The sequence below is a fragment of the Mucilaginibacter sp. GW821-FHT07H05 genome, from assembly GCF_059418485.1.
The window spans coordinates 237,390-251,863 of the sequence record NZ_JBWKPY010000005.1 but is presented as its reverse complement, the minus strand read 5'-3'; the positions used below and the strand labels follow the sequence as shown (position 1 = coordinate 251,863).

General features: G+C 46.0%; 12 protein-coding genes. 7 read left to right on the top strand and 5 right to left on the bottom strand.

The annotated features are described in order from the left end of the window. The first annotated feature begins 41 nt into the window (after nt 1-41). Complete coding sequence (locus tag AC07M6_RS15100) at nt 42-1,358, top strand: DUF3472 domain-containing protein (protein WP_494890778.1); 1,317 nt, start codon at nt 42-44, stop codon at nt 1,356-1,358. Between the two features lie 245 nt (nt 1,359-1,603). Here the strand turns inward: AC07M6_RS15100 and AC07M6_RS15095 are convergent, their stop codons facing one another. After that, on the bottom strand, nt 1,604-2,689 hold the full coding sequence (locus AC07M6_RS15095) for an alkaline phosphatase family protein (protein WP_494890776.1): 1,086 nt from the start codon (nt 2,687-2,689) through the stop codon (nt 1,604-1,606). A gap of 170 nt (nt 2,690-2,859) precedes the next feature. Here AC07M6_RS15095 and AC07M6_RS15090 point away from each other — a divergent pair, with 170 nt between their 5' ends. The 4 genes from AC07M6_RS15090 to AC07M6_RS15075 all read left to right on the top strand — a co-directional run bounded on the left by AC07M6_RS15090 (nt 2,860) and on the right by AC07M6_RS15075 (nt 6,095). Beyond that, nucleotides 2,860-3,936: an Ldh family oxidoreductase gene (locus AC07M6_RS15090; protein WP_494890774.1), complete on the top strand. Its 1,077-nt coding sequence runs from the start codon at nt 2,860-2,862 to the stop codon at nt 3,934-3,936. 135 nt (nt 3,937-4,071) lie between these two features. Next, nucleotides 4,072-4,377, top strand: a complete 306-nt coding sequence (locus AC07M6_RS15085; RefSeq protein WP_494890772.1) for a GIY-YIG nuclease family protein — start codon at nt 4,072-4,074, stop codon at nt 4,375-4,377. A gap of 208 nt (nt 4,378-4,585) precedes the next feature. Then, the gene (locus AC07M6_RS15080) at nt 4,586-5,872 is read left to right on the top strand and encodes a DUF2851 family protein (RefSeq protein WP_494890770.1); all 1,287 of its coding nucleotides are present in this window, start codon (nt 4,586-4,588) and stop codon (nt 5,870-5,872) included. A gap of 1 nt (nt 5,873) precedes the next feature. Next, nucleotides 5,874-6,095, top strand: coding sequence for a PspC domain-containing protein (locus AC07M6_RS15075; RefSeq protein WP_173413445.1), 222 nt, complete (start codon nt 5,874-5,876; stop codon nt 6,093-6,095). Between the two features lie 60 nt (nt 6,096-6,155). Here AC07M6_RS15075 and AC07M6_RS15070 read toward each other — a convergent pair whose 3' ends face one another. Both AC07M6_RS15070 and AC07M6_RS15065 read right to left on the bottom strand, forming a co-directional pair. After that, a complete protein-coding gene (locus AC07M6_RS15070) occupies nt 6,156-7,808 on the bottom strand; it encodes a pectate lyase family protein (protein ID WP_494890768.1) in 1,653 nt (550 codons plus the stop codon). A 578-nt stretch (nt 7,809-8,386) separates the two neighbouring features. Continuing rightward, the gene (locus AC07M6_RS15065) at nt 8,387-9,382 is read right to left on the bottom strand and encodes a Gfo/Idh/MocA family protein (protein WP_494890767.1); all 996 of its coding nucleotides are present in this window, start codon (nt 9,380-9,382) and stop codon (nt 8,387-8,389) included. Nucleotides 9,383-9,589: 207 nt separating this feature from the next. Here AC07M6_RS15065 and AC07M6_RS15060 point away from each other — a divergent pair, with 207 nt between their 5' ends. Then, nucleotides 9,590-10,753, top strand: a complete 1,164-nt coding sequence (locus tag AC07M6_RS15060; protein ID WP_494890765.1) for a glycoside hydrolase family 88/105 protein — start codon at nt 9,590-9,592, stop codon at nt 10,751-10,753. A 227-nt stretch (nt 10,754-10,980) separates the two neighbouring features. Further along, nucleotides 10,981-11,982, top strand: a complete 1,002-nt coding sequence (locus tag AC07M6_RS15055) for a glycosyltransferase family 2 protein (RefSeq protein WP_494890764.1) — start codon at nt 10,981-10,983, stop codon at nt 11,980-11,982. A 100-nt stretch (nt 11,983-12,082) separates the two neighbouring features. Here AC07M6_RS15055 and rpsA read toward each other — a convergent pair whose 3' ends face one another. Then, nucleotides 12,083-14,032: a 30S ribosomal protein S1 gene (gene rpsA, locus AC07M6_RS15050; protein ID WP_494890763.1), complete on the bottom strand. Its 1,950-nt coding sequence runs from the start codon at nt 14,030-14,032 to the stop codon at nt 12,083-12,085. A gap of 275 nt (nt 14,033-14,307) precedes the next feature. Further along, nucleotides 14,308-14,472 (bottom strand): Txe/YoeB family addiction module toxin, encoded by a 165-nt coding sequence (locus AC07M6_RS15045; RefSeq protein ID WP_494891243.1) that lies wholly within the window; start codon nt 14,470-14,472, stop codon nt 14,308-14,310. Nucleotides 14,473-14,474: the final 2 nt, after the last annotated feature.

Sequence of the window (14,474 nt, the reverse complement as noted above, 5' to 3'; positions counted from 1 at the left end):
CGTTGCTTGCGCTGATACTGTAATTATAATTAATTTGCATCATGCAAAAACATGCCCACCTTCGTTTTTTACGCGCAATAACATTAGCAATAGTTGTACTGTTAAATTTTAACAGCTATGCCGCCACTACAGATACGGCTATTACCGTTCCCTTAGGAGGTAATGCCTGGCTTAGTAAAAATGCCGGGGCAAAAATTGACAATAAAGGATTAACGGGTTGGGTTTCATCAAAAGATGAGGTCAGCGTTTACATCCGGGTGGAACAAGCTGGGACCCTCGATATCGCCCTAAGACTAAAGGTACCTGGTGCCACAAGTACCATATCAATCACTGTAGATAAAGCTCAATTCAAAAAACAAGTAGCTAATCCAGATATAGCCGTTATTAATTTTGGAACTATTGATGTCAAATCAGCCGGGTACATCCAAATCAAATTAAAAGGCCTGAATAAAACCAGCGCTGTTTACGCGGATGTAGCCGACGTAGTTCTTAACGGCACGGCGCTGGCCAAAGGCGCGGCTTATGTGAAGGATAATCACGGCAATTACTTTTATTGGGGCCGCCGAGGCCCATCGGTACATTTAAATTTCCCCTTGCCCGATGCCGCTAAAACCACTGCCGGGTGGTTCTATAACGAAGTAACTGTTCCTGAAGGCAATGATGTGCAAGGATCTTATTTTATGGCCAATGGTTTTACCGGCGGCTACTTTGGTATGCAGGTCAACTCGCCAACCGAGCGGCATGTATTGTTTTCTATCTGGAGCCCATTTACAACCGACGATCCTAAAAGCATCCCCGATAGTTTAAAGATAAAGTTGTTAAAGAAGGGCCCCGGCGTGCACACCGGCGAGTTTGGCAGCGAGGGTTCGGGTGGACAAAGCTACCTCAACTATCCCTGGGTAGCTGGTAAAACCTACGCGTTTTTAATCCATGCCCAGGCTGATGCGACTGCTAAAACCACTACTTTCACTGCTTATTTTAAAGAAAAAAATCTGGATACGTGGATGCTGATAGCCAGCTTTAAACGCCCGCAATCGGGGTTTAATTTAAAAGGTTTATATTCCTTTGTCGAAAATTTTGATCCGGAAACGGGTAATGTGCACCGCATGGCATACTTTGGCAACCAATGGGTAATAGATACATCAGGGAAATGGTATCCCATTACCAACGCCCTGTTTACGGCCGATGCTACCGCCAATATTAACTACCGGAAAGATTACAGCGGCGGTACCGAAAAAAGCCGGTTTTACCTGGGTAACTGCGGTTTTTTTAATGATTTTACCCCCATGAAAACCAACCTCATCCGGCAGCAAATTGATGTAGCACACCCGGTAATTGATTTTGGTAAATTGCCGTGATAAAAGCTGGTTAAGACCCTGCCAACCTGCGCTCGTTTTTAACGGGTGCTTAATATGGTTTTGCGTCTGCGACGCTTGCCGGGCAATACAATCGCCCGGCAGTTTTAAGCACTCGTCACACACCACAAGTATCGGGAAGATTAAAAAAAGGGCGGATTGTGCAATTCCCTCCCATCGGGAGGGTGTAGGGAGGGAACTAAAAACCCTCTCAACACCTGTAGTCACAGACGGGCGCAAGCATTTTTCTACTGTAAATTGATCTTTTCTGCTATCGGGTGCTCGGCCTTAAATTTAACACCTAATAAGGATGCAATGGTCTGCGCCAGCTGCTCCTGGTGGTTTTGCATCGGTTGTTTTACTTCGCCTTTGGCGGCGATGCCCGGCCCCATTACGGCAAACCAGATCTCGCTGGCGCCTTTTATTTTTTGCCCGTGGCTGGTCCACTCGGTACCGTTACCCCGGCCATGGTCGGTAGTAATGATCAGTGCGGTCTGGTCTTTATAAAACGGGTCGTTTTGAATTTGGTTCCAGATATCGCTCAGCCATTTATCTACCTGGTGCACGGCATTCAGGTACGAGTAATAATTGCCCGCATGCGCCCACTCGTCCGTTTCGCCGTAACTAATGTACAGTACACGCGGCTTCTTTACTTTCAGGTACTCCATAGCGGCGTAATGCGTAAACACATCCAAACATTCTTCATCGCCGAAAGGCCGGTAGCTGTCTCCCAGCATTTTATTCAGCAAGCTTTCTTTTACTGTGGGATGCAGGCCGCCGCTTTTTTCAAACGCGGCCGTAATCGGGAAACCCGATCCGGGTTTGTTCAGGATCCTGTCGAAAGCGTCCCAGGCAGTAAAAGCGGCCACACGCCCTTTAAACTGGGCTTGTTTATTCAGATATTCCAGCACGGTTTGATTAGGATTGTTCTGGTAATCGTTAGCGTTTACGCGGATATCCGGGTAACCGGTGAATATCTCGTTATAGCCCGGGTACGAGAACCAGTAAGGGTTAACCGTATTCATCAAATTGCCCAAAGCCCGGTTACCATAAATTTGCCCTTGCCTGGCTATAGTGCCCCACATAAAAGGCATCATTTTAGTGCGGGCAAGCTCGCTGCTTTTATCCCAGTATTTTTTCAATATCGCTGCCGAATCGCCGTGACTGTAAGTTTTATTAGTAGCCAGGGCGCGGTCGGCCCCGTTAAACAGTTCCTGCCAGCGAAAACCATCGGTAGTGATGATAATAACGTTTTTGATCTTTGATTGGGCCATGCAAACCTGCACAGTCAATACTAATAACGTTACCGATAGAAAGTTCTTAAAGTTTTTCATAACAGGATTGAATGTTTAATTGCAAGTTATAAAAAACAGTGCTTTCGCGCCGATAAAAAAATCAAACCGCTGATGAATGATGATGGCGTTGATTACGCTGATCGTACACCCTGATAAAATAATCAACGAAATCAGCGGAATCAATAAAATTAGCGGTCTATATTTGCACTATGCTCATTACCGAAACCCAGCTCCGCCAATTCACCCAAAACATATTTTTAGCCATTGGCTGCAGTGAGGAACACGCGTACCTTTCGGCGGATGTATTGTTGCGGTCGGATCTGCGGGGGATAGATTCGCACGGCGTGGCACGCCTGTCAGGCTATATCAGGCTGTGGGAGAAAGGCCTGATAAACCCTACCCCCAATATCCGTGTGGTGCACGAAACGCCCACCACAGCCACCGTTGACGGCGACGCGGGCCTTGGGCTGGTGGTTGCGCCCTTCGCTATGCAAGTAGCTATACAAAAAGCCGAACAATACGGATCAGGCTGGGTATCGGTGCGTAACTCTAACCATTTTGGCATAGCGGGTTATCACGCCCTGATGGCGGTTGAAAAAGACATGATCGGCTTTGCCATGACCAATGCCAGTCCGCTGGTAGCACCAACTTTTAGCAACGAGCGTATGCTGGGCACCAACCCCATGTGTTACGCATTCCCGGCCGGCAAATACCCGCCGCTGATTGTGGATATGGCTACCTCGGCCGCGGCCAACGGTAAACTGGAAATAGCCCAGCGCGGCGGAAAGCAGGTACCCGAAGGCTGGATCCAGGATGCGGATGGTAATTATACTACCGATCCGCACGCGCTGAAAACCGGCGGCTCGCTCCTGCCCTTAGGCAGCGACCGCGACCATGGCAGCCACAAAGGTTTTGGCCTGAGCGCTACGGTTGATATTCTGTCGGCTGTGTTGTCGGGCGCTAATTATGGCCCCTGGGTGCCGCCTTTTGTGGCGTTTTTAGACCCGCCTACCGATCCCGTTGGACAAGGCATCGGCCATTTTTTAGGCGCTATGCGGGTAGACGGTTTTAGACCTATTCAGGATTTTAAAGATAACCTGGATAAATGGATCAGCCGGTTTAAATCGGCCCAAACGATAGATCCCAACCAAAAGGTGATCATCCCCGGCGAGCCGGAACTGGAAGCGGAGATGGACAGGAAGTTGAATGGTATCCCTTTGGTAGATGCCGTGGTGAAAGATTTGAATGAATTGGCGGTGAGGTTTGGGGTGGAGGGATTGCACTAAAAAGCTTGTCATTGCGAGCGATAGCGCGGCAATCCCATAGGACAAGTAATAAAAGCTTGTCATTGCGAGCGATAGCGCGGCAATCCCATAGGACAAGTCGCCGTAATATTTGTTATCTTAGATTGCCTTAACCACATGAATCATCAACAATATTTTGTTTACATCGTTACCAATAGATCAGATAATGTTCTATATATTGGTGTTACCAACAATTTAATGCGACGGATTTGGGAACATAAAAACAAAATCCATCCCGGATTCAGTGCTAAATTTGAATGCCATAAGTTGGTCTATTACGAAGAGTTTCAATACGTACAGGATGCTATAACACGTGAGAAGCAATTAAAAGCTGGCAGTCGTGCAAAGAAAACAGCGTTGATAAATGCTATTAACCCAAATTGGAAAGATTTAAGTGATGGATGGTACGATCAGAATGGTTGATTTCTATCCACATACGAATGTCCTATGGGATTGCCGCGCTATCGCTCGCAATGACAAGGTGGAATTACCGTCCTCCCTGTCATTGCTACCGTATACGAATGTCCTATGGGATTGCCACGCTATCGCTCGCAATGACAAGGTGTGAAAAGCTTCCTATTGTGGTTAAAAAACCATTTGGCCATATTCCCTCAAACAACTATTTTTAACCATGCTTATCACCGAGGATTTTTTGCATTACGTGTGGAAATTTCGCCTGTTTACCCGCATCAACTTGCAAACAACCGAAGGTGAGGAAATAGAGGTATTTTCAGCAGGAATGGCGCATACCGATGGCGGGCCCGATTTTCAGAATGCCCGCATCCGCATTGGCGAAACTACCTGGGCGGGCAATGTGGAGTTGCATGTATCATCGGCCGATTGGAACCGACACGGCCACCAAACCGACGGCGCTTATGGCAGCGTGATCTTACACGTAGTTTACCGCGACGACCAGCCAATCATACTGCCCGATGGGCGAAAAATCCCCACACTTGAATTGCACGACCGGATCCCGGAGGAGCTTTACCTGCGTTATCATAACCTGATCTTCAGTAACCAGCAATTTATACCATGCGAGGGGAATATCAATACCGTTGATGAACTCACTATGCGCAACTGGTTGACCCGTGTGCTGGTGAAGCGGCTGGAAAAGAAATCGGCAGCCGTGCTTGAAGCATTGAACGTTAACCGCGGCGATTGGGAGGAAACCTTTTACCGTTTTTTGGCGGCTAACTTTGGCTTTAAAGTGAATGCCCTGCCCTTTGAGTTGCTGGCCAAATCGTTGCCGCAAAACATTTTTGCCAAACACAAAAACAACCCCATGCAAATTGAGGCACTGATATTTGGCCAGGCGGGGTTTTTAGAAGATGACCTTACCGATGAATATCCGCGTAAGCTGAAAGAAGAATACAACTATCTGCGCAAAAAGTACAACCTTACGCCAATCGAAAAGCACCTTTGGAAATTCCTGCGGATGCGGCCGCAAAACTTCCCTACAATCAGGCTGGCGCAGTTTGCCGCTTTGGTGGTTAACTCCACCCATTTGTTCTCTAAAATATTGGAAGTGCGCGATGTTGCCCAACTGCGCGATTTGTTTGCCAATGCCCATGTGAACCCATACTGGGAAACCCACTACCGCTTTGATGCCGAAAGCAAACCCGCATCCAAAAACATGGGGCAGGCCGGGGTGGATATTATTTTGCTGAATACCGTTGCCATTACCCTGTTCAGCTATGGCAAGCATCTGCAAAAACAGCATTATATCAGTCGCGCTATGGCTTTGCTGGAATATTTACCTGCCGAAAAAAACCATATTACCGATGATTTTGTTACCTTAGGGGTGAAAATTAGTACCGCGTTTGAATCGCAGGCCTTGCTGGAGTTAAAAAATAATTTCTGCAACCATAAAAAATGCCTGCAATGCGCCGTTGGTAATAAAATATTAAAACTGGCCTGATATGTTACAGCGTGTCCTCACATTTTTTGAACGATACTCTTTCGGAGTTTGCACCTACCTGGGCGAACGTTTTAATATTTCCATCAATAAGATCCGGTTATTCTTCATTTATTCCTCGTTCCTGGCAGTGGGCTTCCCGCTGATATTTTATTTCTTTGCCGGCATAGTGCTGGATATCCGCAATTATGTTAAGCGTATGCGCGGCCGGGTGACCGATCTGTAACATCAACAAAAAAGCCCCCCGAAACCAAACGGGAGGCCTTACCAATTTATATAAACCAAACTATTTCTTTACTGCAGGGGTAACTACTTTTAGCGGCACCAAACTATTCAGGTAAACCTCTATATTGCTGTAGCCGCCACTATTCGCAGCTATCTTAGGCGAGTCCGACGCGTCTTTAGGGTTCAGTCCGTGTGCTGTTTCGTAAGTATCGGGCATCCCGTCGTTATCGCTGTCCTTGTAAGGAGTCCCTTTATATTCAGGATACCCGCCAACCTGGCTAATATCGCTGATGATACCCTGCTTGTAGGTATCCGGCAAACGCTCTTTTACATATTTGGCGCCAATGTGCTCAACAATACCACTGGTGGCATATTTAATTTTACCGGTGCGCACATCTTCCACAATGCGCTCGTCAACCGGGTCGCGTTTGGGTAACGAACAGCCGGCATTAGCCAGCACATATTTGTAAGCATCCATGGTTGGGATGATGGTTACCGGGTTCATAATTGGCAGCGGCTTATCCGCACGGATACTGTCGGTATATCGTCCGGCATCAGGGCCCTCGCCTATCTGTACGCCGCCATCCCAGTTATTTTTGGTTACCTTATCATTGCCTTCAATAATATTACCGCTTACATATACTTTGCCATAGTGAGTTTTATTAGCCGGGTCGCGGCCTGCCTCGGGTTTTAATATGCGGTGCCCGATAGGCTCGTTCAACGGGGTAATAGGCCCGGGTTTAAAGTAATTATTAATAAAGTTATACAGCGATTTATTATCACCGCCGTCGGCGCTGCGGTTCCACCAGTTAAATATTACGTTATTAAAAAAGCCAAAATCCTCATCCATCCCCACCGACGGGTTACGGGCAATGTTATTGGCCCACAGGTTACGCATAAAGGTGCTGTTATGCCCCCCGATGGTGCTGCCGAAGGCATGGTTATAAGTATCCAGCGCTTCAGAAAAAATAGAATTTTGAATGGTGACGTTCACAGTCGCCATTTTCTCCTGCTTGGCGCCGGCCCTATCGTATACGTGGCGGTAGATGGACATATTTTCATCCAGGCCCCAACTGGCCGACACATGATCGATCATGATATTGCCTACCGGGTTACCCCCTATCGCGTCATCGCGGCGGGTAACTTCTGTTGCGCCACGGCGGAAACGTATGTAACGGATCACCACATCATGCGTATCTATCCAGGTAGATTCGCCGGCTATGCAAATGCCATCACCCGGGGCCGATTGACCTTCAATAGTAATATAAGGGGCACGGATACTAACCGGTTCCGTCAGCCAAATAATCCCTGATACATTAAATACCACAATACGGGCCCCGCCCTGCTCACAAGCTTCGCGAAATGTTCCCGGGCCACGATCGGCCAAACTGGTCACTACAATTACCCTGCCGCCACGGCCACCGGTTGTGTACATACCACCACCCTCGGCACCGGGGAATGCCGGAATTTTTGCCTGCGGTAAATCTGATGGTTTATTGGCCCATGGTACATAAGGCTTGCCCGCCTTTTCATCCCGCTGGATAATAGGCAGCGCTTTTGCCCAGGCTATATCCGAGCGTTTTTTAGCCGCGTCCAGTGCAGAATCGGCCCTGGCCTGCATTGCAGGTGGTATTTTGGGATACTGCGCCTGCGCGGTTTTAACAGTAATCAGGGCAACAGCTAATGCCGCTATGCCAACCAGTTTCTTGCTCATGTTTTATGACAATAAAATATACAGATATTATAGGTTATAATATGTTTAACCAAATATGCAGTATAGCCAATTGCTTTTCATATAGCATATTTTCAAGCTATTGTATGATTTTATCCTGTAGCTTAAGCGGGCTATGTTTGTAATTGAGATGTTACGGAATCGGGGGTTGTGCCTGTATGAAGTACGATTGTATCGCGGAGAAGCGTCGCAGACGCTAAACCATGTTAAGCACTCGTCACAGACGAGCGCAAGATGTTCTCCCTGCAGTCGCCCGGCTCCAACCCACAAGCGTTCTGAAGATTAGAAAAGGGTGGGATTGTGCGATTCCCTCCCATCGGGAGGGTGTAGGGAGGGGTTTCGTCAAGCGTAATAAACCCCTCCCTGCCACCCACAATCAGCCGCACCCCTCCCAAGGGAGAGAACTAAAAATCTCCCTGCAGTCGCTCGGCTCCAGCCGAGTGACCTTATCAACCGGCCTCCGGCCGCAGTAAGCATAGTCTATAACGGCCAGAGGCCGGGAAATAATCATCACTCGGCTGGAGCCGAGCGACTGCTGCTTTAGATTGTGATATATTTCTTTACAAACTCACCCACTCATCTGCTTCCGCGCTTTTCAATATCGCGTCAATTACCCGCATATTGTTTAGGGCATCGGTTAATGGTGTGGGCACCGGCGTATCGTTCAGTATCGCTTTAGCAAAAGCATCAACCTGTAAGGTGTATTGATTGGCGGTTTCAGTTTTGATCTCCTCTATTACCCTGTCGCGTTGCAGCCATAGTTTGCAGGGCGCATCTGCCGGGGCGTTGCAGGGGATCTCTATCTCAAGCCGCCCTTTGCTGCCGGTGATATTTACCCGCTGGTAAGGTTCTAACTGTGTTGAGCAAGTGAACGCGGCACTATGTCCGTCGCCAAAATCCAGCAAGCCTGATGTAAGGCTGTCTGTTTTAAAAACCGGGTCGCGGTGTACCAGTCCTGTTACCCTTTGCGGTTCGCGGTTAAAAATAAAGCGCGGCCACGAGATGCAGTAGCAGCCGATATCCATCAGGGCGCCGCCATGGGCTTCGGGTTTATTACGGATGTTGGCCGCATCCAGATTGGTATAGGAAAAAAAGGAATGGATATGCTTTACCTCGCCCAGCAAGCCATCAGCAACTATTTGTTTAGCCTGCAGCCATTGCGGGTGGAAACGGTACATAAAAGCCTCCATCACTTTTAAATGAGGGTATTGTTGGGCGGCGGCCAGCAGCTGGGCAGCCTCGGCGGCGTTAATGGCAATGGGTTTTTCGCAAAGCACGTGCTTGCCCGCGGCCATGGCTTTTAGCGTGTAGGGCACATGCAAGTGGTTGGGTAAGGGGATATAAACCGCGTCGATATCCGGATCGGCCAGCAGGGCTTCGTAGCTGCCACAGGCTTTGGGGATATTCAGGTCGGCAGCAGTTTCTTCGGCTTTAGCTTTGTTGCCCGATGCAATAGCCACAACTTCGGCAAACTTACATTGGTGCATAGCCGGGATCACTTGCGTGCGGCCAATTTTAGCGGTGCTCAGGATGCCGAAGCGGATCTTGTTACTCATATCTATTAATACTTTGCAGATTGTAAACTGTATAAAATACAGTAATGCTAAATTAGGCGTAATAATACAGCGCCGCAAAATAATGTTATTCAGCTATCCCATTTCTGAAGTTAATTACGTTGAATTAATGGAATAAGCTGCATTTCTGCTAAATGCAATTATTATATATCTTTAGCCACTTAACCTAATCAAAATCAATAAAAAACAATGTCATCTGTGAAAAACAAATTTCTTGCCGCACTAATGGCGGTATCGCTTTTTATAGGCTTTCAATCCCCCGCCAATGCGTTTACCAGCCATAAATCCTTAGCTAAAGATTCGTCCCTGCAAAAGGAATATATTGTAAACATGATGCATAAGGTTGCCGACTGGCAATTGAACGCCTGGAATACCACCGGCTTTAAGCACAAAAAGGTAGACTGGACCAATGCCGCCGCTTATACCGGCTTGTACGCGTTTGGCGCGATGAAAGGAAATGACAGGTACCTGGACGCGTTGGTTAAAATAGGCAACGACCTGAACTGGAACACCGGCAAGGACCGCTTTATGGCCGATGATTATTGCATAGGGCAAATGTATTCGCTGCTGTACATGAAATACAAAGACCCAAAAATGATAGCCGCTTTTACTAAACTGGCCGACAGTATTGTAGCTAAACCACATGATGAAAGCCTGGAGTGGAAAAACCATATCCAATCGCGCGAGTGGGCCTGGTGCGATGCCTTGTTTATGGGGCCAACCGCGTTAAGCTACCTAAGCACCGCCACCGGCGACCCTAAATACCTGAATACCGCCACCAGGCTGTGGTGGAAAACAACCGACTATCTGTACGATAATGAAGAGCACCTGTACTTCCGCGATGGCAGTTACCTGCAAAAAAAGGAAAAGAATGGTAAAAAAGTATTTTGGTCCAGGGGTAACGGCTGGGTTTTAGGCGGACTGGTACGTGTACTGGATAACATGCCGGCCAATCATCCCGACAGGAAAAAATTTGAAGCGCTTTATAAGGATATGGAAGCCAAAATAGCGACTATCCAGCAACCTGATGGCAGCTGGCATGCTTCATTGCTTGATCCGGAAAGCTATCCCGTTAAGGAAACCAGCGGCACCGGCTTTTACTGCTACTCTATTTTATGGGGATTAAACCATGGCTTATTAAACCAAAAAACCTACTGGCCGGTAGTTAAAAAAGCATGGGCGGCATTAACCAGTTCGGTTCATCCGGATGGTATGCTGGGCTATGTGCAGCGTATTGGCGCAGCGCCTGATAGTGTAGATGCCAGCAGCACCGAAGTTTACGGCGTAGGCGCATTTTTGCTTACCGGTACCCAGTTATACCAGTACATGAGCAAGCACCCTAAAGCGAAGTAATATTACAGAGAATTGGAATATACTCCTTATAACAAACAAGGCTGCCACATAAAAGGGCAGCCTTATTTGTGGTATCATACCTGCAAAGCAGCAACCCCAGCATAGTCTTGCTGTGAAAATTGACCGGTAACCTTCAGTAATTTTTAGTAGGTTTGGTCATCTTTACAAGTGCAGTAGCGCAGCTTTAATCACTATTAAGATTAAAGCCGTTAAGTTCATCGTTTTTTATGCTAACACACGCGGCCCCAAAAACTGTTTCTATTGTTATTCCTAATTATAATGGACAAGCGTTATTAGAAAAATATTTGCCCTACACGTTTACCGCAATTACAAACGCTGCCGTAGATTTTGAAATCATAGTGGTGGATGATTGCTCGACCGATAATTCGGTTGATTACATTCAAAAGAACTACCCCCAGGTTAAATTGCTGCGTAACGAACAAAACAGGGGCTTCTCTTTTACCTGCAACAAAGGGATAGAGGCCGCCGGGATGGAACTGATCCTGCTATTAAACTCCGACGTTAAGCTTTCGCCAGATTACTTTGAGCCGCTATGGCCATATTTTGCCAGGGCAGATACTTTTGGCGTAATGGGCCGGATCACTAATTTAAACGATCCCCACATACAGGATGCCGCCCGAATGCCAAAAGATAATTTTTTAAAGTTAAAAACAGCTTACTTTTATTATTCGGAGGATAGTGATAAATCCCTTACCCTTTATCTTTCAGGCGCTAACGCGCTAATTGACGCGGCTAAGCTAAAAGCTTTGGGTGGGTTTAATTTGCTGTTCTCTCCTTTTTATTGCGAAGACTTTGAGCTGAGCTTACGCGCCTGGCGCCTAAACTGGCCATGTTACTACGAGCATAATGCTGTTTGCGGCCATGAGTTATCTGCAAGTACTAAAAACTACAAAACGGCCCGGTGGGTAAAAATGATCTATTTCAGGAACCGTTATTATTTGCATGCCTTACATTTAAGTGGGATTATCCGCTTTTTATGGTTTATGCAGGTTACATTCCTGGATTTACCCCTTAAAGTGTTAACCGGTAAAACATGGCTGCTTACCAGTTATATTCAGTTTATCAAACACCGGAAAGAGATAAAGCAGCATAGGGCCTTGTTTAAAGAAATGATGGCTGCACACAACAGCAGCACCACCACCAGTCAGGTGATCGATACTTTAATCAGATCTGTTGAAGGCAAACAAATAAGTAAATTTAAAAGTTGATTTATCAGGCCACTCTCTTTATCTAATTAAATGTACTGGCACAAAAAAGGCCCTCCCGATAATCGGGAGGGCCTTATATAAAAGGGATACTATTTAATGCTTATTTAGTTTCCTCTGGTTTGGTTTTCTTAGCCTTGTTCTCAGCACCTTCCATTTGTTCTTTCAGTTGTGCTAATACGCTTAAGTCGCCCAGAGTTGATTTTTCAACCGATTCTTTCACTTTTTTCACAGCGCTTGTAGTTGCTTTCGCTTCTTTCTTGCGGTTTTCAAAGTCGGTTACCCTTGCTTCAGTGCGGGCATCTTCCCAGATACGTGAATGTGAAATAACAATGCGTTTGTTGTCTTTGTTAAACTCAATGATCTTGAACTCGGCAGTTTCATCAGCTTTCAAAGCTTTGCCATCCTCTTTAATCAGGTGTTTGGTTGGCGCGAAGCCTTCAACACCATAAGGAAGGGCAACAATTGCACCTTTATCGGTTACCTTCAATACGGTACCTTCGTGCAGAGAATCTACACCAAATATCGATTCGAAAGTATCCCATGGGTTTTCTTCCAGTTGTTTGTGGCCTAAGCTCAGCTTGCGGTTTTCAACATCCAGTTCTAAAACAACCACGTCTAATTTTTCACCAACTTTAGTGAACTCGTTAGGGTGATTAACTTTTTTAGACCATGAAAGGTCGCTGATGTGGATCAAACCATCAATACCATCTTCCAGTTCAACAAACACACCAAAGTTGGTCATGTTTTTAACGGTAGCAACGTGTTGTGTACCTACTGAGTAACGCTCAGCAGCTTGTTGCCATGGATCAGGAGTTAATTGCTTAATACCTAAGCTCATTTTGCGTTCGTCGCGGTCAAGTGTTAACACTTGTGCTTCAATCTCGTCGCCAACTTTCAGGAATTCCTGAGGGTTACGCAGATTTTGTGACCATGACATTTCTGATACGTGGATCAAACCTTCAACACCCGGGATAATTTCCAGGAATGCGCCGTAATCAGCAACGGTAACAATTTTACCTTTAACCTTAGAGCCGATTACCAGGTCGGTATCAAGCGACTGCCAAGGGTGCGGGGTTAATTGTTTTAAACCAAGGGCAATACGTTTTTTCTCGTCATCAAAGTCAAGTACCACAACGTTGATCTTCTGATCCAACGCCAATACTTCACGCGGATGCTCGATACGGCCCCATGATATATCTGTAATGTGTAGTAAACCGTCAACACCACCAAGGTCAATAAATACACCAAAGTCGGTAATGTTTTTAACGGTACCTTCCAATACCTGGCCTTTTTCAAGTTTGGCCACAATTTCAGTTTTTTGGTTTTCCAAATCGTCTTCAATCAGCACTTTGTGCGATACCACTACGTTTTTAAACTCGTGGTTGATCTTAACAACTTTGAATTCCATTGTTTTACCAACGTACACATCGTAATCGCGAATAGGCTTGATATCGATCTGTGAACCTGGTAAAAAGGCTTCAACGCCCATAATATCAACAATAAGGCCACCTTTGGTACGGCTTTTAACAAAACCGGTGATGATCTCATCATTATCAAGAGCCGAATTAATGCGCTCCCATGATTTTTGTGTTTTAGCACGCTTGCGTGAAAGTACTAACTGTCCGTTAGCATCTTCCTGCGATTCAACAAACACATCAACGGTATCACCAATCTTCAGATCAGGTGTATCGCGAAATTCAGACAATGATACCATACCGTCGGATTTGAAGCCGATGTTTAATACCACATCCTTGTTGTTGATGTTTACAACGGTACCTGTAATAATTTCACCCTGGTTAATAGAGCTGAAAGTTACATCGTACATTGCTTCTAACTTTTCACGGTCGGCAGCGCTGTAATTGCCAAACTTTTTGTCGTCGGCGTCCCAGTCAAAATCCTGGTTTGAAGAGGTGATGTTTGCTTTGATCTCTTCGATCGAAAGTGAATCAGCTTCTGATTCGATCTTTTCTTCAGGTGCAGTAACTGTAACTGTATCCAGTTCAGCCTCTTTTGCTTTTAATTCGTTTTCTACTTCTTGTTTTTTTGCCATTAAATATTTTATCTCCTTTTCCCAACCTAATTGGGACTGCAAAGGTAAGAATATATTTTTGACTGATAAAAACTTTTTTAATGTTAAATATTGATTTTTAAGGCGTTTTGTTGTGGATTTGGGATTTCACCGATTGATTTGAGTCGCTTAGTTATCGATTTTACCGATTTTATTTGAAACTAATCGCTATTCTCTAAATAAGTAAAATGTTGGCGTCGCTGTCGTCAGCACCTCGATTTATTGGATTAAGAGGCTGATAGATCTCGTATGCACAGTTACTTGTCGTTATAATGCCCGATCGCGGAAACCACGGTAACTGTAATAATTTCATCTTCAATAAAATAGATCAGCCTGTCCTTTTTATTGATCCTTCTTGACCAGTATCCGGCCAAATCATATTTTAATCTTTCAGGTTTGCCTGTACCTGTTTCTGGATGGATGT